Consider the following 21059-nt stretch of genomic DNA (forward strand, 5'->3'; position numbering starts at 1 on the left):
TATCCCTGCAATGTTCCTGCTAAACCGCCCTGGATCGGGGATATTTTCGCTAGCTTGCCGATGTTGCCGTGCAACCGTGGGTCGCGCCCTCAGAGCCTGAAGTTTCACCCCGGTGCCCGACGCCAAATTGGCTATACGAACACGCTTTTTCCGTCTCGTGCGCCTCGCATCGCATGAACATAGAGGTGGCTTATGCCCGCTCGACGAGTTGCTTCTTCTCGCCGCGACCTGAAGGCCGAAACCCGGACCAATAAGGCGACGGTCGGCCTCCGTGGCACGCTGGAACAACTGGACGATCGCCTCGCGCCGGCCGTGTTTACCGCCACGATTGATCCCGGCACGTTCGGCGCTAACAACGCGCCGGCGATCGCGGAACTCCTCGGGTTTTTCGCCACTGCGGCTACGAATAACGAACCCGACACCATCAACCTCATCCCGTTCGCGACTTACACGTTCAGCGCGGCCGCGGACATGGTCGATGGCGGGAACGCCGTCCCGACATTCGTTGCCGACGGCGGCGGGCGAAACGGGATTACCATCAACGGGAACGGGGCGACGATCACCCGCGCCGGTGGCGGACCGAACTTCCGCTTCTTCGACCTGGGCGGTACGCCCGCCACGACGTACCTCACAATCAACGATTTGACGCTGACCGGCGGTAGCACCCCGGCGGCCCAGAATGGCGGGGCCATTCTGTCGTCGGGCGGGTCCCAACTGATCATCAACAACTCGAACATTCTCAACAACACCGCTGTCCTGAACGGCGGCGGCGTTTACCTGACGAACGGCAGCGGGGCCGTCTTCAACAACGTCACCCTCAGTGGGAACACGGCTCAGGCCGATGGCGGCGCGGTCGCCAGCGCTTCGACCGGTTTCGTTCAGTTCAACAACTCGCGGATCAACAATAATACCGCTACGACTGGCACCGGTGGGGCGGTGGGAACAGCCGGGTCGTTCGAGTTCAACGACAGCACATTGGACTCGAACACGGGCAAGACGGGGGGCGCGTTCAGCGGCACCGACGCGGTGTTCAACCGCGACACGATCACGAACAACAAAGCCACAACAACCGGGACGGGGGGCGTCTCGTCCGGGAATGCCAGCATTCGCGTCGTGGGCAGTTACGTGGCCGGCAATCAGGGGCAGACGGCGACATCGACCGGCGGGGGCGTGCAAGGGGCTAACGTCACGGTCATTAACTCGACCATCGACAGCAACTCGTCGGCCGGCGTTGGGGTCAACACGACGGGCGGCGTTGGCGGCACGAACGTCACGATTCAAAGTTCCACGATTAGCCGAAACAGTACGACAAGTACGGGGTCCGGCGGGGTTCGGGCCGGAAGTCTGAGCCTGACCGGGTCGATCGTCGCGAACAACACAACCTTCGGGACCACAACCCTTCGCGAAGTCCAGGTCACCGGCGCGAAGTCGAGCACCTCGGGCGGGTTCAACCTCATCACCGTCGTCGACGGCGGGGCGAAGTTCAACCTGTCCACCGGCGACATCGCGAGCACCGACCCCGACCCCACGAAGGCCGTCGTCGTAACCCTGGGCACCCCACAGGCGAACGGGGGGCCGGTGTTCACCCGTGCCCTCCCGAGCGGTAGTCAAGCCATCAACGCCGGGCCGTTCACCCCGACCGTTGCGACCGACGGCCGGGGGTTCAGCCGCGTCGTGAACAATCGGAGCGACATCGGCGCGTTCGAAGTTCAGACCGGAAACTCGGTCGGGTTGATCTCCGGCGACGACCAGACGGCCCAGACGAATCAATCGTTCGCGACGAACCTCCAAGTCCTGGTGACGGACCCGAACGGCACCCCGGTGCCGAACGTGATTGCCCGTTTCCAGGCCCCGACCACCCCCAACCCAACCGCCTCGGCAGTCTTCTTCTCGCAGGGGTCGGTAACGGGCGTGCTGACCAACTTCTCGGGCATGGCAACTGTCCCACTGGCCGCGAACGGGGTCGCGGGCGATTACGTCGTGACCGCCGGTACCGGCAGCACCGCGAACGGGGCGACGTTTAACCTTCGCAACACCGCCTTCGGCATTCGGACGCCCGCCTCCGGCAGCTTCATTCAAATCTTCAGCGGGGACAATCAGACGACGACAGCGAACGCCCAGTTCGGGAACAACCTCGTCGTCCAAATCCTCGACTCGCAAGGGAACGGCCTGAATAACGTCCCCGTGACGCTGACGGCCCCGACGGTTCCGAACCAGCCGTCGCTGACCTTCCCCGGCGGCGGATCGACGATCACGGTCAACACCAGCACGCTCACAATCGTTAACCCGAGCACGGGTGTATCGTCCCAGATCGCGGGTCTGATTTCGGTCCCAGTCAATGCCAACACGGTTGCTTCTGCTACGCCGTACTTGGTGGAAGCGTCTGGGCCCAACGTCGGGACGGCGAACTTTAACCTGACCAACGCCCCCGCAGTGGCGAGCAAGGTTTCAATCGTCAGTGGAGCCGGCCAAGCGACGCTCACGAACACGGCTTTCTCCAGCCCGCTGTCGGCTCTGGTAACGGACACCTTCGGCAATCCCGTACTGGCCAACGTCAGCGTGAGATTCGCAGGGCCGGCGAGTGGGCCGGGCGTGATCTTCAGCAGCCAGACGTTCACCACCGTCGTCACCAATGCGAATGGTATCGCCCAGGCTCAACCGACGGCCAACGCCACGGGCGGGTCGTACTTCGTGGACGCCACCGTGACGGGTGGAACGCAGATGGCCTCGTTCAACCTGAGCAACATCTTCGTCCCGCCGCCGCCACCGCCGCCCCCGCCGCCGGCGAACTCGGCCCCGATCATCACCGACGTACTGAACCAAACGATCGTGACCGGCCAGAGTGGGACGTATGCCTTCGGGGCGGCCGACGCCGAGACTTCGTCAAACAACCTGGTGCTTTCGGCCAATTCGAACAATCCGACGCTGATCTCGTCGCTCACGTTCGGCGGGTCGGGGATTAACCGCACCATCACCGTGAATACAGCGGACGGGCAAACGGGCACGGCGACGATCACCCTTTTGGTAACGGACGAACAAGGGGCCACGGCCACCGACACGTTCGACGTGACGGTCACGGACCCGACGACCCCGCCCCCGCCACCCTCGACGCCCTCCAATACCCCGCCGGTGATCTCGAACATCGCGGATCAGACCATCATCGCGGGCCAATCGGCCACCACCCCGTTCATCGTCCTTGACGGAGAAACCGCGGCCGCGGGCCTTGTGGTGACGGCCTCGGCCGCCAATCCGACGTTAATTTCGTCCGTCAGCGTGACGGGCACCGGGTCGAATCGGTCCGTGAGCGTCTCGGCGGCGGCCGGTCAAACCGGGTCGACGACCGTGACCGTGACCGTGACCGACGGTGACAACAACCAGACGAGCGATTCGTTCGTCGTGACCGTCCCGCTGACGACCTCGCCGCCCCCGCCGCCGGTAGCAACGCCGACCGTGCCACTCGTCGGGTCGCCGCAGTTCGCCGTGGGCAGCGGAACCGGCGGTCCCCAAGTGGTCCGCTACTTCAACGCCGACGGTTCGCAGCGGTTTATTGCCCCCGCCTTCCCCGGTCTGACGGGCGGCGTGCGGACGGCCACGGGTGACTTCAACGGCGACGGCGTGGCGGACGTGGTCATCGGGACCGGTCCCGGTAGTGCGACCCAAGTGCAAATCCTAAACGGCACCGACGGCTCAGTCTTGTTCGTGACCCAACCGTTCGAGGCGGCGTTCACCGGCGGCGTCTACGTGGCGGCCGGCGACCTCAACGGCGACGGCGTAGCCGACCTCGTTATCACCCCCGATGAAGGCGGCGGCCCGCGGGCACGCATTCTGAGCGGCAACGGGTTCGGTGTGATTGCCGACTTCTTTGTGATCGACGACCCGGCCTTCCGCGGCGGGGCACGTGCTGCGTTGGGCGACGTGAACGGCGACGGCCGGACCGACCTCATCGCCTCCGCCGGACCTGGCGGCGGCCCCCGCATCGCGGGCTACGACGGAACGAGCCTGGGAACGGGTTCGCCGCGGAAGTTGTTCAACGACTTCTTCCTCTTCGAGCCGGCCCTGCGAAATGGGGCGTTTATCACCGTCGGGGACATCAACGCCGACGGGTTCGCGGACATCATCGGCGGTGGCGGGCCGGGCGGTGCCCCGCGGGTCTTGGCCATCAACGGTCAGAGCCTACTCACGAATGCGTTCGTCCCCCTGGCGAACTTCTTCGCCGGCGACACCAACGACCGTTCGGGCGTGCGGGTGGCTGTGAAGAACCTGAACAACGACACGAGTGCCGACCTCGTGGTCGGGTCGGGCGACGGCAGCGGCAGCAAGGTGACCGGCTACCTCATGGGCGGGAACGGGCCGACGACGTTCAGCTTCGACGCCTTCCCGGGTCAACTCGGTGGCGTGTACGTCGGGTAATCGCACTCAAGCCGTGAACGAAGACGCCCCGCGGATTAAACCGCGGGGCGTCTTCGTTCACGGGGCAATCACTTCTCCTGCGGCAGGTCGCTCGGAGCCTTCCCGCCGGCCTTCCGGTCGGTGCTCTCCTTGAGCTTTGTCGTCTTGTTCTGGGTGTCACCGCCGGTGGCGAGGAAGAAGTTGGAGCCCTTCAACCCGGCATCAATGTTCGTGACAGGGTTTGAGTCGGCGGTGAAACGGGCCTTCGTCAGTTCCACCCATTCCCCGTCCGTCGTCTTCACCCAGCCGTTGCCGAACTCCGCCTTCCTCACCTTCGTGGTCGAAACCTTGTTCCGCCGGAAGTCCTCGACGAACGAGTAGTAGCCGCCGAGCAACTTGCCCTTCGACTGCGTGGAGAAGGTGACGAGGTGCTTCCACGCCTTCTTGTCGTTCAGGTAGAAGTACCCGCTATAGGCGGTGCGGTCGGTGCCATCGGCCTTCGCCGTGACGTAGAAGCGGTACGTCTCGCCGACCTTCCAGTCGTAGTCGAGGAACGACTGCCCGCCAGTGCCCTCGCCGCCGAACCGCCCGACGCGCACGGCGTCGTCCTTGTGGAGCATCTTCACCCGCTGGTCTTCGGGCACCTTCTTCGCGTCGTTGCCGGAGGTCGGATCCCAGACCGAGAAGATCACGACCTTCTTCCCGTCGGCCTTCTCTTGAATCCCGAAGTAGCCGAGGTTGAACCCCGCCGCCATGAAGTACGTCCCGTCGGCCGACTTCTCGACCGTCATCTCGTTGTAGAACGCGCTGCCGGCCGGAGCGGCGTAGCCGAGGTGGACGGACCGGCACGCGATGCCCTTCAGTTTCTCGTCGGCGGTCAGACCGTTTGTCAGGCTCAGCGCCAGGGCCGTGGTCAGAAGCATCCGCATCTCTTCGCTCCAAAATGGGTGGGGTAGGCTCGGTTGTTCTACTCCCGCCACCAGCGGGACGCCAACCCGCCGGCCCCCGCCTACAATCACCCCGCCTCTCGGCCCCCGTCTGGAGCGTCTATGCGCAGTTCGATTGTCTGCCTTCTCGTATTCTCATCGTTCGTCACGGCCCAAACGCCCGCCCCGAGAACGGCGGCCGAGAAAACCAACTACCAGGAAACCACCCGCCACGCCGACGTGATCGCCTTCGGCGAGCAGCTTGCGAAGCTGTCGCCGCGCGTCAAGGCAACGACCTACGGCACGAGCAAAGAAGGCCGGCCGTTGCCGCTGCTGATCGTTTCGGCGGACGGCGTGGACTCACCGCAAGCGGCGGCGAGGGCAAACAAACTCGTGCTGTTGGTGTACGCCAACATCCACGCCGGCGAGGTGGACGGCAAGGAGGCGGTGCTCGCACTGGCCCGCGATCTGGCCGTGAACAACGATGCGTTGTTGAAGGGGTGCGTGATCCTCGTCGCCCCGGACATCAACCCCGACGGCAACGAGAAGATCGGGCCCGACAACCGCCCCGGTCAGAACGGCCCCGCGTTGGCCGGCGTTCGCGAAAACGCCGACGGCCTCGACTTGAACCGCGACTTCATCAAACTGGAGTCGCCCGAAATTCGCTCGCTCGTGAAACTCATCACGGCGTGGGACCCGCTGTTGATGATCGACTGCCACACGACCAACGGCAGCAAGCACCGCTACACGCTCACCTACGACGGCCAGCAAAACCCGGCCGCCGACTCGCGGTTGATCGCCTTCAGTAACAACACGCTGTTCCCCGACGTGACGAAACGGCTGAAGGCCGCGACCGGGTTCGAGTCGTTCTTCTACGGCAACTTCAACAAGGACCGCACGCAGTGGACGAGTTACCCGGCCACGCCGCGGTTCGGCACACAGTACGTCGGCCTGCGGAACCGCGTCCCGGTGCTGTCCGAGTCGTACACCTACGCGAGTTTCGCCGACCGCGTGAAGGCGAGCTACCACTTCGTGAAGTCGACATTCGAGAGCGTGGCCGAGAAGCCGGACGTGCTGCGGAAACTGACTCGTGAGGCAAACACGCCGACGCGGATCGCCCTGCGGTCGAAAGCCACCGCCCACGAGAAGCCGGCCACGGTCCTCGGCTTCGACGCGGACGCGAAGCCGAAGGACTTCGAATTGCAACTCGTCACGAACCGGGTTCCCACTCTCGAAGTCGAAGTGCCGGAAGCGTACCTCGTGCCGCCGGCGTTCGCCGAGGCAGTCGATACGCTCCGCCGGCACGGGATCGCGGTCGAAGAGTTGCGTGAAGACATCGACCTGGACCTCGAAGCCTACCGCGTGACGGAGGCGAGCGCCGCGGCCGAGGCGTTTCAGAAGCACAAGACGCGACAGCTTGAAGTCACGCGCGAGAAGGTAGCCCGCCGCGTGCCGCCGAACACGTTCGTCGTTCGAACCGCGCAACCGCTCGGCCGCCTTGCGGCGTTCCTCCTCGAACCGCAGGCCGAGGACGGGCTGACGACGTGGAACTTCTTCGACGCCGGCATCGCGAAAGACAAAGAGTTCCCCGTCGTGCGGGTGCCGAAACTCGGCGGCGTGGCGACGGGCCAACCGCGGCCGCTGCCCGAAGATCGCAAAAAGAACTTGCCCTTCGATCTGGGCTTCCTGACTTCCAACCGATCCTTCGCGGTCGGCGAGATCGGCCCCGTGACGTGGCTGTCCGACGGCGACCACTTCCTGCAATCCAAGGCCAACAAGCTCTGGAAGGTGGCCGCTCGAACCGGACGGTCGGAGATGTTCGTGGACGCCGGGAAGTTGGAGAAGTCGCTGGAAGGTCTACCCGCGATTCAACGACAGGCCCGGGGCGGCTTCGCCCGCGGCGGGCAATACCGGATGAATCCCGCCCGCACCGCCACGCTCGTCGATTTGCCGAAAGGCGAACTCGGCATCGCGTACTTCGACGGCACGCCCGGCATGCAACTGACGACGAGCGACGGCAAGAAGGAGTTCGTCACCTTCTCGCCGACCGGGACGCACATCGCCTTCGTGCGGGCGGGCAACCTGTTCGCGGTCGACATCGCCACGCGGAAGGAGACGGCCCTCACCACCGACGGCGGCGGCGAGTTACTCAACGGCCGGGCCGACTGGGTGTACGAGGAGGAAATCTTCAATCGCAACGGGCAGTCTTACTGGTGGAACGCCGACGGCTCGGCCATCACGTTCCTGCGGTTCGACGACACGCCGGTGAAGAAGTACACCCTCGCCGATCCACTGACCACGCGCGGCCGCGCGGAGGTTTATGCGTACCCGAAGCCCGGCGACCCGAACCCGATCGCGAAGATCGGCGTCGTCAGGCTCGCCGACGCGAAGCCGGTATTCCTGCCACTTGGCGAGTACAAGCCGGACGACACGCTGTTCGCCCGCGTCGGATTCTTGCCCAACGGCAAGCAGGTCTTCGCCTACGTCCAGAACCGTCGACAGACGTGGCTCGATTTCGTCGTGTGGGACACGCCGGAGAGTTCGCCGCGGGTGCTGTTCCGCGATCAGACGAAGGCGTGGATCGACGACATGGGCGAGCCGAAGTTCTTGGCCGACGGCTCGTTCCTCTTCCCCAGCGAGCGCACGGGCTGGAAGCACCTCTACCACTACGACCCGCAGGGCAAGCTGATCCGTGCCGTGACTTCGGGCGAGTGGGAGGCTCGCGACGTTCACCGCGTCAGCGAAGCCGACGGCGTGGTCTACTTCAGCGGCACGAAGGACGGCACGAACGGCGCGAACCTCTACGCAGCCAAGCTCGACGGCTCCGGCGTCACACGGCTGTCGGCCGGCGACGGCACGCACACAGTTAGTGTGGCCCCGAAGGGGAATCTTTTCACCGACCGCTTCACCGACAACACCACACCGGGCACAACTCTGCTCCGGGAACTCGGCGGGGGCGTCGTCCGCACGCTTGACAACAACCCGGCCTACGCCCGCGAGGAGTACCGCTTCGGCAACGTCGAGCGGCTCCAGGTTCCGATGAAGGACGGCTTCCAGCTAGAGGCCGCGATCACCTACCCGCCGGACTTCGACCCGACGAAGAAGTACCCGGTCTGGATTTCGACTTACGCCGGCCCGCACGCGCCGACGGTGAAGGACGCCTGGAGTTGGCGGGGCTTCGAGCAAGTGCTAGCACACATGGGCGTCGTGTCGTTCCGCGTGGACCCGCGGTCGGCGAGCGGCAAGGGGGCCGTCTCCGCGTGGGCGTGCTACAAGCAGATGGGCGTGCCGGAACTGAAAGACCTGGAAGAAGCCGTGGACTGGATCACGGCGAAGCCGTGGGCCGATTCGTCGCGAGTGGGCATCAGCGGGCACAGCTTCGGTGGCTTCATCACCGCTTACGCCCTGACGCACTCAAAGAAGTTCGCGGCCGGCATCGCCGGTGCGCCGCCGACCGACTGGCGCTTGTACGACACGATCTACACCGAGCGGTACATGGGCCTGCCGGACGAGAACAAGGCAGGGTATGACAAGACCTCCGTGGTGAAGGCGGCCGGCAACCTGCACGGAAAGTTGCTGCTCATCCACGGCCTGATGGACGACAACGTCCACGTGCAGAACTCGATGCAACTCGTGGACGCCTTGCAGAAGGCGAACAAGCCGTTCGAGTTGATGATCTACCCCCCGTCGCGGCACGGCATCCGTGGCGAGCACTACCAGACCTTGCAAATCGACTTCATCCGCCGGACGATGCTGGGGGCGAAGTGACGGCGGACCACACGGGAGGGCGGTTCCATGAAAGTCGGCCTCGTCGGATATTCGGGCGTCGGGAAGAGTACGGTGTTCCAGTGGCTGACCGGGGCCACGCCCGACCCCGGCAAGATTCAGCAGGGGCAACTCGCCACGGCGGACGTGCCCGATGATCGCCTCCGCGCAATCGCGGAGGCGTTCAAGCCGAAGAAGCTGACGTTCGCGAAGGTCGAGTTTCTCGACACGCCCGGCCTGATGGCCGACGACCGCAAGGACAACCCGCGCCGCCTCGGCATTCTGCGCGAGGCGAACGGTGTCGTCGTCGTCCTCGACGGCTTCAGCGGCGCACCGCTCGCGGAGCAGTTGCGAAAGTTCCAGGAGGAACTGCTGTTCGCGGACCTGGAAATCGTGTCCAACCGCGTGCCGAAGGTCGAGGCCCAGATGAAGAAGGCCAAGCCGGCGAAGGAGCGCGAGCTGGACGAGATCGAGTTGGCCCTGCTGAAGCGGGTCATCGCCGGGTTGGAGGCCGGAAAGTTCGCGAAGGAGATGCACCTCACCGCGGAGGACGAGAAGCTCCTCCGCAGCTTCCAACTGCTGACGCTGAAGCCGGAAACGGCGTTCGTGAACCGCGGTGACGCCGGCTTCAACGACCCGCTGCCGGCCGATCTGCTCGCGATCTGCCCGGCGGCGACCCAGGCACCGGTGAAGTTGGAGACGGAACTGGCGGCGCTCTCGCAAGAGGACCGCGAGATGTTCATGGCCGACCTCGGCTTCAAGGGGTCGTTCCGCGAGGCCGCGATCCGCAGCGTCTTCTACGCGATGGGCCGCATCGTCTTCTTCACCGCCGGGCACGACGAGTGCCGGTCGTGGGCGATGACCGGCGGCGGCGACGCGGTGGCGGCGGCCGCGTGCATCCACAACGACCTCGCTGCCCGGTTCGTGCGGGCGCGGGTGGTCGGCTACGACACGTTCCGGCAGTGCGGGTATTCCGAGAAGGAAGCGAAGGCGAAGGGCCTCGAACGACTCGAAGGGAAGCAGTACGTCGTCCACGACGGGGACGTGGTCGAGATTCTCTAACCGCTCAACCCGGGGCGGCGGGCACGTCGAGCTTGAACCGCTGCTCGCCGATCTGGAACTTGCACTGGCCGCGGACTTCCCACTGGACCTGCCGCAGCCAGATGCCGTTGACCGAGTTGTTGTTCTCGAACCACCACCGGGCGTCGTCGTCGCGGAACAGGCGAGCGTGCTTCGGGTCGGCGAACGGGTCGTCCGGCCGGGCGATGACGCACTCTGGGTGGGTGCCGATCCAGTACTCCGGGTAGATGAGTTGCAGCTTCATCTGCGGTTGCCCGCCGACCAGTTCGACCAGCGCCGGGTACCGCGTGTGGAACTCCTGCCCCTGGTAGCGGGTCTTCGGCCCGCGGGACTCGTAGGGCACGAATTCCTCCGGCTCCGTCTCGTCCATCGCCGACTCGAACCGGTAGCGGCCGTTGCCGATCAGGAACTCCGACCCACTGTCGAGCGGCCCCCGGCGGATGCGGACGAACATCCCGTTCGTGCTGTTCAGGTCGGTGATGATCCACCGATAGTCGCGGCCGAGGAACTGCCGGGTGATCTCGAGGTGGCGGCCGGAAATCAGGTCGTCGTGGTCGAGGATGAGGTGGCCTTCGGATCGGCCGATGATAAACCGCTCGCTGCGGATGCGGACCATCTCGCCGGACTCTTTGCCGTCGTCGCAGACCGTCAGCACGGCCACCGGGGGGCGAACGGTCGGCTGAAACGTGCGCACGCCGGTCGTCTTGCCGACCGGGTCGTTGTCGCGGTGAAACAGGTCGTTCGCGTTCATGTCTTCGCTTTACGAACGGTACGGGCGGTCGTCTGGGCGGCGGTCGTCCTCGTCATAGTACCGCGGCCGGGGGTTGCCGGCGGACCGACTCAGGAAGACTGCGATCCCTGCCCCGAGGCCGAGGACGACGAGGAAAGCCACGACGACGAGGACGCTCGTGTCGATGAAGAGTGGGGCGGCGGCCAGGCCGAGTAGCCACGCCAGCAGGAATGTGCCGATCCACCACTTGCGGTCCACCCACCGCGACGACAGTGGCTTGCCCGCGGCCTTCGGCTGGCTGTACAGGAATAACATCCCGAAGAGGCCGACGATGGCGGGCAGGCGGACGACGAACAGCCCAATCGATCCGGGCGGGGCGGTCGAAACGGTACTGGCAGCGAGAACGTCGGTCTGACCCTTTGGCTTCGAGCTTTTCGGTGCGGTGTCCGCGTCCGTTTTCTCCGTGGGCATTTTCTCGGAGGACAGTTTCCCCGCGTCGGTCTTGGCGGAACTCAGGGCTTTCGGATCGGCCTCCTTGATCGATAAGACGGACGCGGTCACGCCGGCGACGAGCAGGACGAAGACGAGTTGCAGGTAGCCCCAGACGAGCCACCAGATGTGCGGCTTGATTCCGGCCGCCATGCGGGTGAAGTCTCGCGAGCGGCGGGGGGCGTCGGCTTCGGGAGGGTCATCGATCCCGGCGAACGGAACGATGGCCGGGTGCTCAGCCGACGGCGGAGGGCCAATGGGAATCGCCTTGGCGACCTGTAACTTGGGCGGCGGGGCGACCGGGACGGCGGCGGGCGGGGCTAACGGGATGACGGGCGGAACCGCCGGCGGAATCACCGGAGCAGCCGTGGGAAACGACACGGTCGAACCGCCGGAGACGGTCGGCTTCGCGTCGTCCCTCTTGATCCGGTTCACTTCGCCCGTCCGCTCGACGTCTTCCTCAATGTTGTTGTTCTGCGCTGGCGGGTTGGCGTTCGCGGCACCGCCCAACCCACCCTTCAGGAACGGCGTCAAGACCGCCACGACCTCGCCCGGCGTCTGGTACCGCTTGCCCGGTTCCTTCGCCATCAGCTTGTTGACGATGTTCGCGAGTTCGACTGGCACTTCCGGCCGCAGGAGGTTGAGCGGGCGGGCGGTCTTGAAGACGTGCGCTTCCTGCAACTCGAACTCGTTCCGGCCGCGGAACGGCGGTTCACCGGCGAGCAGAAAATAGAGCGTGCAGCCGAGGCTGTACAGGTCGGCCCGGATGTCGGCGGTGGCGGCGTCGCGGATCTGCTCCGGGGCGACGTAGTCCGGCGTGCCGAGCATCTTGCCCGTGCCGGTCAGGCCGGCGTTCGGCTCCTCGTCCTCGATGCGGGCTTTCGCGAGCCCGAAGTCGAGGATCTTGACCGTGTGCTTCTTGCCGTTCTTGTTCAGGATCAGGTTCGACGGTTTGATGTCGCGGTGCACCAGGCCGTTCTCGTGGGCGTGCTGCAACCCCCGCGCGACCTGGTGGACGTAGTAGACCGCGTTCGGGACCGCCAACCGGCCGTGCCCCTTCACGATCTTCGAAAGGTCGTCGCCGGGGACGTACTCCATCACGAAGACGAGGAACTCGTTGACCTGGTGCGACGTGTACGCGATGACGACGTTCGGGTGGTTCAGGCGGGCGGCCGACTGCATCTCGGTAATGAACCGCTGGATCGCGCTCGAACGGTGCAACCGCTCGGTCTTGACGATCTTCAGGACGACGGGCCGGCGGAGGAACTTGTCTTGCGCGAGGTACACCTGCCCCATTCCGCCGCTGCCGATCTCCTTGAGAATCTCGTACTGAGTGAGCGTGAGGAGTTCGGGCGGCAAGGACAGGGACGACGAGGGCGAGGACGGGAGGGATGGGGCCGAAGCGTCCTGCGAGGGGAGGTACGTCTCCGTCAGTTTCGACGCGGTTTCGGGTTGGTCGGCCGGCTTCAGCGGATCACTGGAGGACGGGGACATGGATGGCGTCGCTTCGGTTGAAGAAAACAAGCCCGGTCGCCCGCCCGCGGCAGGCGGTGGAGTCCATCTTCCGAGACCCCTTTCCGCCTGTCAACGAAGAAACTCACGCCGTGCCGTGCATGAACACGACGCCCAGCGGCGGGAGCGTCAAATTCACCGAGTACGGCTGACCGTGCATCGGCAGGAACTCGGCATGAACGCCGCCGTTGTTGCCGACGTTCGACCCGCCGTAGGTCGCCGCGTCCGAGTTCAGGGCTTCCTTCCAGTATCCGGGGCACGGGACGCCGATGCGGTAGTTGTACCGCGGCACGGGCGTAAAGTTGCACACGACCACCACGCGGTCGAGGGTCTTCCCCTTCCGCAAGAAGCTCATGACGCTCGACCCGGAGTCGAGTGCGTCGATCCACTCGTACCCGCCCGGTTGATTGTCGAGTTCGTGCATCGCCGGGTTCGCGCGGTACAGGTGGTTCAGGTCGCTGATGAGTTGCAGGATTCCCTTGTGGCTGTCGTGCTCCAGCAGGTGCCAGTCGATGCTGGAGTCGTGCCGCCACTCCTGCCGCTGGGCGATCTCACCGCCCATGAAGAGGAGCTTCTTGCCGGTCATGCCCCACTGGTAGGCGTAGAGCGCCCGGAGGTTCGCGAACTTCTGCCACTCGTCGCCGGGCATCTTGTCCCACAGCGGCCCCTTGCCGTGGACAACCTCGTCGTGCGACAGCGGCAGCACGAAGTTCTCGTGGTAGGCGTAGAGCATCCGGAACGTCAGGTCGTTCTGGTGGTACTTGCGATGGATCGCCTCTTTCTCGAAGTATTTCAGCGTGTCGTGCATCCAGCCCATGTCCCACTTGTAGCCGAAGCCGAGGCCGCCGACATAGGTCGGCCGCGACACCATGCCCCAACTCGTGGACTCTTCCGCGTAGGTCTGCACGTCCGGGTACTTCTCGTACACGGTCTGGTTGAACCGGCGGAGGAAGTCGATGGCCTCGATGTTCTCTTTGCCGCCGTACTGGTTCGGGATCCACTCGCCGGCCTTGCGGCTGTAGTCGAGGTACAACATGCTCGCCACGGCGTCCACGCGGATGCCGTCGATGTGATACTTGTCGAGCCAGAACATCGCCGACGAGAGCAGGAAGCTGCGGACCTCGTGCCGGCTGTAGTTGAAGATGTAGCTGCCCCAGTCGGGGTGGTAGCCCTGGCGGTCGTCGGAGTGCTCGTACAGGTGCGTGCCATCGAAGTACGCCAACCCGTGCGCGTCGGTGGCGAAGTGCGAGGGCACCCAGTCAAGGATCACACCGATATCATGCTGGTGGAGGTAGTCGATGAGGTACATCAGGTCTTGCGGTGTGCCGAACCGACTCGTCGCAGCGAAGTACCCGGTCGTCTGATAGCCCCACGAGCCGAAGAACGGGTGTTCCGTCACCGGCAGGAACTCGATGTGCGTGAAGCCGCACTTCTTGACGTGCTCGGTCAGGTGCGGCGCGAGGTCACGATAGCTCAGCGAGTGGTACGGCGGGCCGTCCTCGCGCATCCACGAGCCGAGGTGAACTTCGTAGATGCTGACCGGGGCGTCCTGGGTCTGCTTGGCCTTGCGCGTCTTCATGTAAGCCGCGTCGTTCCACTTGTAGTCCAGGTCCCAGACGACGGACGCCGACTTCGGCGGGACTTCGCACAGGAAGCCGTAGGGGTCGGCCTTATCGACCGTGAACCCGTCGTGCGGCGTGGCGATGTGGTACTTGTAGCAGTGCCCCTGCTGCGCCCCCGGCACGAAGCCGGCCCAGATGCCCGATGCGCCTTGAGGCGTCAGCGGGTTCTTGCCGCGGTCCCAGCCGTTGAAGTCCCCGACCACGGACACATACTTGGCCGACGGCGCCCAAACGGCGAACTGCGTTCCCTTCACGTCGCCGCGTGTCACCAAGTGCGCGCCGAACTTCTCATACCCGTTGAGGTAATTGCCCTCGTTGAACAGGAAGAAGTCTTGTTCGCCGAACCAGGAGGGGGGGGGCTTTTGTGTCATGATTGCCGACCGCGGCCAGAGGAAGAGGGGAAGATACCTGGAAGAATTACCGGACAACGACCCCCGAGACCAGAGACTTTCGCGGGAACCGCAGTAGAAGCTGGGAAAAATCTCCGGATGATCGTCAAATATCCGGCTCTGACGAGTGTGCAGGTTATATGCCCTTTTTCGAGAACGAAGGCCCTTCCCATATCGACATGCGACCGGCGGTTCCCAACAGGCTCACACCCAAAGTTGCAATCATCTCATCAAGTCGTGCGATTGCAGAAATAACTTTACAACGCAAAGTTTAATTACTATTCTCTTCCCTCACGGTCGGCTCGGCCCTCGGGTGGCTGACAGGCCGATGAACTTCGACCCCGTTTCCAGAGCCAACATGAATGCCTTCCGAGAACTCGACCGCATCCTTCGGGGCGAACCGATAGGCGAGACGGCGACGCCGTTGCACCTGCGGCCGGTCGTGAAGGTGCTTTTGCTTCTGGCCGTCGCTTACGGCTGCTGCATGGGGAGTTTCGGCTTGTTCGGTCGGGAGGAGCCGGAGTTCCGCCAAGTGGTGGCCTCCGCGGTCAAGGTGCCGGCGTTGTTCTCACTGACGTTGGCCGTGACGTTCCCGTCGCTGTACGTCTTCAACACCCTCCTCGGCACTCGCCTCCACCTCAGCGAGTTGGCCCGCGTCTTGACGTGCGGCATGGCCGTCTTGATTTCCGTACTGGCCGCACTCGGGCCGATCGTCGCGTTCTTCTCGTCGACGACGATCAACTACTCGTTCATCCTCCTCCTAAATGTCGCGGTCTTCACGGTGGCAGGTCTCTTCGGCGTGTCGTTTTTATTCCGGGTACTGGCCCGGTCTCCTGGCGGGTCGGTCGTCGTGACACCGCCGGCCGAAGAAGCCCGATCGGAGTCGCCGCTCCCCGTCGCCCGCCCGGTGAGGGCAGCCAACGTTGGCACGGTCTTCTACGTGTGGCTCGTGGCGTTCGGGCTGGTGGGCGCTCAGATGGCTTGGGTTCTGCGGCCGTTCGTCGGGTCGCCGTTCCTACCGTTCACGTGGTTCCGGGCGCGAGAGTCGTCGTTCTTCGAAGCGGTGTTCAAGTCGCTCCGTCACCTCTTCGGCTTATAACGGCATGAACCCGATCGAACAGGCCATCGCATCGATTCTCGTCGGCTCGCGCGAGTCCGTGGACCGCCGCCGGGCGGTGAGGGCGTGGGTTCTGGCCGTCGGGCTTGGCGGCGGGTTTTACGGCATGGTCATGGGCGCGTTCGGCGGACTGACGCCCGACCGCGTGGTGCAGGTTCTCTATTCGGCAATCAAAGTCCCCATCCTTCTGATGGCGACGACGCTGTTGGCAATCCCGAGCTTTTTCGTCTTGAACACGTTGGCCGGGTTGCGGGCGGACTTCGGCACGGCTGTCCGGGCGGTCCTCGGCACGCAGGCGGCCGTAGCGATTCTCCTCGCGGCCCTCGCCCCGTACACGGCCGTTTGGTACCTGTCGTCGACGGACTATCACGAAGCGACGAGTTTCAACGCCCTGATGTTCGCGATCGCCACGTTCGCCGCCCAGTGGCAACTCCGACAGCGGTATCGCGAACTCGAAGCCCGCAACGCCCGGCACGTGACCCTGCGGCGGGTATGGATCTACCTGTACGCCTTCGTCGGCATCCAGATGGGCTGGTTCCTCCGGCCGTTCATCGGCGACCCGAGCCGCCCGCCGACGTTCCTCCGCCCCGACGCCTGGGGCAACGCCTACGTGGTGGTGGTCGTCACCGTCTGGCGAGCCGTTGTGCACTGAGGAATGGCGGCAGAATTAAAAAGTGTGACAATAGAAGTGTAAGTGCGACAAGCAATTAATAAGGTTTCCTTACAAATTCCTTTCCGCCCGTCTTCAATTCTTCTAAGCTATATTGGAACCGCATCTCTTCGTCGAGGTTCTCCCCATGTTTAAGCGACTTCTCCCCCTCTTGGCCGTGCTGTTGCTCTCGGTCTTCTCCACCGCGGCGGACCCACCTCCACTGAACATCCTCTTCCTCGGTGACGGGGGGCACCACCTGCCGGCCGCCCGCTTCCGGCAGGTGCAGCCCGAGTTGGCGAAGCGGAACGTCACGCTGACCTACACCGAAAAGGTGTCGGACTTGAACCTGTCGACGCTGAACAAGTACGACGGGCTGATGATCTTCGCGAACCACACCGACTGGCAGCCGGAGAACGAGAAGGCGTTGATCGCGTACGTCGAGAGCGGCAAGGGGTTCATCCCGCTGCACTGCGCGAGTTACTGCTTCATCAAGAGCCAGCCGTACATCGACCTGGTCGGGGCGCAGTTCCGCAGCCACACGACCGGCGTCTTCCGCGTCACGGACGTGGCCCCGGACCACCCGATCATGAAGGGCTTTCAGTCGTTCGAATCGTGGGACGAGACGTACACGCACTTCAAGCACAACGAGAAGGACCGCACCGTCCTCGAAGTCCGCACGGCCGACGGCGTGAAGGAGCCGTGGACGTGGGTCCGCACGCAGGGCCAGGGCCGCGTCTTCTACACCGCCTGGGGCCATGACCAACGCACCTGGAGTCACCCGGGCTTCATCGCCCTCGTCGAACGCGGCACCCGGTGGGCGTGCAACAAGGGGTTGGACGAGGCCACCGTTTACGTCGATCGGCCGAAGATGACCGAGTTCGCGAAGGACGCGAAGCCGTTCGAGTTCCAGCCCGCGACGCTGCCGTACTACACGGACAGCAAGAAGTGGGGCACGCAAGGCGAGCCGATCAAGACGATGCAGAAGCCGCTGCCGGCCGAGGAGTCGGTGAAGAACTACGTCACGCCGGTGGACTTCGAGATGAAGCCGTTCGTGACGGAAGAGAAACTCGGCGGCGGCAAGCCGATCGCGATGTGCTGGGACGAGCGCGGCCGGTTGTGGCTGTCGATCACCTACGACTACCCGAACGAGATGAAGCCGGAGGGCGAGGGCCGCGACAAGATCGTGGTCTGCGAGGACACCGACGGTGACGGCGTCTGCGACACGGTGACGACGTTCGCCGAGAAACTGAGCATCCCGACGAGCATCCTCAACGTCCACGGCGGCCTGCTCGTTCACCAGGCCCCGCACACGCTGTTCCTGAAGGACACCGACGGCGACGGCAAGGCCGACGTGAGGCAAGTGCTGTTCACCGGCTGGGGCACCAACGACACGCACGCCGGGCCGAGCAACCTCCGCTACGGGTTCGACAACTGGGTCTACGGCATGTGCGGGTACAGCGGCTTCAACGGCACCGTCAACGACGAGAAGGTGAAGTTCGGCCAGGGCCTGTACCGCATGAAGATCGAGAAAGCGGCCGCCGGCCTGAAGGTGAGTAAGCTCGAATTCCTCCGCTCGACGAACAACAACAGTTGGGGCGTCGGCTTCAACGAGAAGGGCGAACTCTTCGGCAGCACGGCCAACAATTGCCCGCTCGTTCACCTGACGATCCCGAACCGCTATTTCGAGAAGGTTCGCGGCTTGACGCCGGGGGCCCTTCAGAACATCGCCTACGACAACCACGTCGAGCCGGTCGTGAAGGACTACCGGCAAGTCGACTGGCACGGCGGGTTCACCGCCGGGGCCGGGTGCGAGGTCTACACCGCCCGCACCTACCCGCCGGAATACTGGAACAAGGTCGCGTTCATCTCCGAGCCGACCGGCCACCTGACGGCCGCGATGGTGCTGCAACCCAACGGGAGCAGCTATACCGCACGCTACGGTTGGAACCTGTGCGCCAGCCGCGACGACTGGGCCGCACCCATCGACGCCCGCGTCGGCCCGGACGGACACGTCTGGGTGATCGACTGGTACAACATCATCGTCCAACACAACCCGACGCCGCAAGGGTATAAGACCGGTAAGGGGAACGCCTACGAGATCCCGCTCCGCGATAAGAAGTACGGCCGCATCTACCGCGTCGTCTACACCAAGGCGAAGCCGGAACCGCGGGTGAACCTCAAGGACGCCACTCCGGAACAACTCGCCGAAACGCTGAAGCACCACAACCTCGCTTGGCGGTTGCACGCCCAACGGTTGCTCGTCGAGTCGGGCAAGAGCGTTGAAAACCTGAAGGTGATCGAGGGCAAAGTCGCCCTGGAACGTGAGCGACTGAAGAGTAACTCACTGCCCGAACGGCTTCAAGCGTTCCTGCGGATCGCGGATGAACAACCTTCCGCGGAACTCGGTCAACTGTTGGCCACGGCCTTGGGCGATGCCACGACCTACGACGACCCCGCGTTGTCTCAAGCCCTCACCATCGCCGCGGCCGTCCACGACATCCACTTCTTGACTGCCGTGACCGCGAAGCCCGCCCTCTCGGCGGCCGATCTTCGCGTCGTGGAATTCGTGGCGAAGCACTACGCCTCGACCGCGAAGGGCAAGGGCGTCAGCCAGCTGCTGCTCGCACTCGACGGCGCGAAGTCGGCCGACGTGGCCGGGGCCATCGTGAACGGCTTGTCGGCGGGTTCGGCCGGCCGCTCGGAGACTGAGTTGACGGCGGACGCCCATAAGGCGCTCGGCAGCTTGCTCGGCAAGGTATCCCCCACGGCCCGCGGTCGGCTGTTGAAACTCTCGTCGGCGTGGGGCGTGAGGGGATTGGACGCGCAACTGGCGGAACTTTCGAAGGGGCTGTTCGCCACGCTCGCGGATGAAAAGGCCGGGGATGAATCGCGGTCGGAGGCGGCACGGCAGATCATCGAGTTCCAACCGGACAGCGACGACGCGGCGGCCAAACTCGTCGCGGCCGTCACGCCGAAGTCGTCCGCGGCATTCGCGGCCAGCATCTTCGAAACCCTCGCGAAGAGCCAGGCGAAGAACATCGGCCCCGCGGTCGTCGCGAAGTTGAAGGATCTGTCGCCGACGGTGCGGCCGATCGCGCTCCAAGTCGTCCTCGGCCGCCAAGAGTCGGCGAAGGCGTTCCTCGATTCCGTCGAGAAGGGGGAACTCCGCTTCGACTTACTCGCCCTCGATCAGAAGACGGCGCTGGCCTCGCACCCGGTGAAGGAAATCGCCGAGCGGGCCAAGAAACTACTCGCAATGGGCGGCGGGTTGCCGGACGCCAATCGGCAGAAGGTGATCGAGGACATGAAGCCGTTGCTCGCCAAGACGGGCGACGTGGGGTCGGGGAAGAAAGTCTTCGTCGCGCAGTGCGCGAAGTGCCACAAGCACGGCGGTGAGGGGAACACCATCGGCCCGGACCTGACCGGCTTCGGCATTCACCCGAAGGAAGAAATCCTCATCCACGTCCTGGACCCGTCCCGCAGCGTCGAGGGCAACTATAAGGCGTACACCGCCAACCTGCTCGACGGCCGCACCGTTACCGGGCTGCTCGCGTCGGAGACGAAGACGAGCGTAGAATTGATCGACGCCGAGAACAAGCGGCACGCCCTGATCCGTGATGACCTCGAAACGCTGAAGGAGTCGCCGAAGTCGCTGATGCCCGAGGGCTTCGAAAAGACGATCAAGCCGGAGGAGTTCGTGGACCTGTTGGAGTTCCTGACACAGAAGGGCAAGTTCGTGCCGATCCCGCTCGACAAGTTCGCGACGGTCGTCAGCACCAAGGGAATGTTCAACAGCGAGGACGACGACGCCGAGCGGCTGATCTTCAAGGACTGGAAGCCGAAGGAGTTCAACAAGGTGCCGTTCTACCTCGTGGACCCGAACGGCGACAAGCAGAAGAACGCGATCCTGCTCTACAGCACCAGCGGCAACATCCCGCCGAAGATGCCGAAGAGCGTGACGCTACCCTGTAACACGCCCGCTAAGGCGATCCACCTGCTGTCCGGGGTGGCGGGATGGGCGTCCCCTTACGGCGAAAAGGGCAGCGTGAGCTTGATCGTCCGCCTGAACTACGCCGACGGCAAGTCGGAGGACCACGAGTTGAAGAACGGCGTTCACGTGGCCGACTACATTCGCCGCGTGGACGTGCCGGAGAGTCAGTTCGCGTTCCCGCTGCGAGGGCAGCAGATCCGCTACCTGAGCGTGTCGCCGAAGCGGCCGGACGCGATCAAGAGCATCGAGTTGGTGAAGGGGGCGGATAGCACGGCCCCGGTCGTGATGGCCGTGACCATCGAGACACCTTAAGGAAGATGAAGGGGTGAACGGGTGACACGGTGAAGGGGTGAAGAAACCAAGTCTTCTCACCCCTTCACCGTGTCACCCGTTCACC

General features: G+C 64.4%; 10 protein-coding genes. 6 read left to right on the forward strand and 4 right to left on the reverse strand.

Annotated elements, in window-relative coordinates; genetic code table 11:
* The first annotated feature begins 192 nt into the window (after positions 1–192).
* Positions 193–4410, forward strand: coding sequence for a beta strand repeat-containing protein (locus tag PX52LOC_RS44450; RefSeq protein ID WP_149114358.1), 4218 nt, complete (start codon positions 193–195; stop codon positions 4408–4410).
* A 68-nt stretch (positions 4411–4478) separates the two neighbouring features.
* Here the strand turns inward: PX52LOC_RS44450 and PX52LOC_RS34605 are convergent, their stop codons facing one another.
* Positions 4479–5312 carry a DUF3472 domain-containing protein gene (locus PX52LOC_RS34605; protein WP_246173556.1) on the reverse strand — a complete coding sequence of 278 codons (834 nt, stop codon included), beginning with the start codon at positions 5310–5312 and terminating at the stop codon, positions 4479–4481.
* Between the two features lie 126 nt (positions 5313–5438).
* On the opposite strand from PX52LOC_RS34605, the gene PX52LOC_RS34610 reads away from it, so the two are divergent.
* Both PX52LOC_RS34610 and PX52LOC_RS34615 read left to right on the forward strand, forming a co-directional pair.
* On the forward strand, positions 5439–9083 hold the full coding sequence (locus PX52LOC_RS34610; RefSeq protein WP_149114360.1) for a DPP IV N-terminal domain-containing protein: 3645 nt from the start codon (positions 5439–5441) through the stop codon (positions 9081–9083).
* Between the two features lie 27 nt (positions 9084–9110).
* Positions 9111–10142: a DUF933 domain-containing protein gene (locus tag PX52LOC_RS34615; RefSeq protein WP_149114361.1), complete on the forward strand. Its 1032-nt coding sequence runs from the start codon at positions 9111–9113 to the stop codon at positions 10140–10142.
* A 4-nt stretch (positions 10143–10146) separates the two neighbouring features.
* Here PX52LOC_RS34615 and PX52LOC_RS34620 read toward each other — a convergent pair whose 3' ends face one another.
* The 3 genes from PX52LOC_RS34620 to glgB all read right to left on the reverse strand — a co-directional run bounded on the left by PX52LOC_RS34620 (position 10147) and on the right by glgB (position 14884).
* Positions 10147–10911 (reverse strand): FHA domain-containing protein, encoded by a 765-nt coding sequence (locus PX52LOC_RS34620; RefSeq protein ID WP_149114362.1) that lies wholly within the window; start codon positions 10909–10911, stop codon positions 10147–10149.
* Positions 10912–10920: 9 nt separating this feature from the next.
* On the reverse strand, positions 10921–12873 hold the full coding sequence (locus tag PX52LOC_RS34625) for a serine/threonine-protein kinase (RefSeq protein ID WP_149114363.1): 1953 nt from the start codon (positions 12871–12873) through the stop codon (positions 10921–10923).
* Positions 12874–12976: 103 nt separating this feature from the next.
* Positions 12977–14884, reverse strand: coding sequence for a 1,4-alpha-glucan branching protein GlgB (gene glgB, locus PX52LOC_RS34630; RefSeq protein ID WP_149114364.1), 1908 nt, complete (start codon positions 14882–14884; stop codon positions 12977–12979).
* 376 nt (positions 14885–15260) lie between these two features.
* On the opposite strand from glgB, the gene PX52LOC_RS34635 reads away from it, so the two are divergent.
* From PX52LOC_RS34635 to PX52LOC_RS34645, 3 genes are all read left to right on the forward strand, one after another.
* Positions 15261–16001 (forward strand): hypothetical protein, encoded by a 741-nt coding sequence (locus PX52LOC_RS34635; RefSeq protein WP_149114365.1) that lies wholly within the window; start codon positions 15261–15263, stop codon positions 15999–16001.
* A gap of 4 nt (positions 16002–16005) precedes the next feature.
* Entirely contained in the window at positions 16006–16671 is a 666-nt protein-coding gene (locus tag PX52LOC_RS34640; protein ID WP_149114366.1) for a hypothetical protein, read from the forward strand.
* Between the two features lie 145 nt (positions 16672–16816).
* Entirely contained in the window at positions 16817–20974 is a 4158-nt protein-coding gene (locus PX52LOC_RS34645) for a PVC-type heme-binding CxxCH protein (protein ID WP_149114367.1), read from the forward strand.
* Positions 20975–21059: the final 85 nt, after the last annotated feature.

It is taken from the genome of Limnoglobus roseus (assembly GCF_008254045.1).
Taxonomy (GTDB): Bacteria; Planctomycetota; Planctomycetia; order Gemmatales; family Gemmataceae; genus Limnoglobus; species Limnoglobus roseus.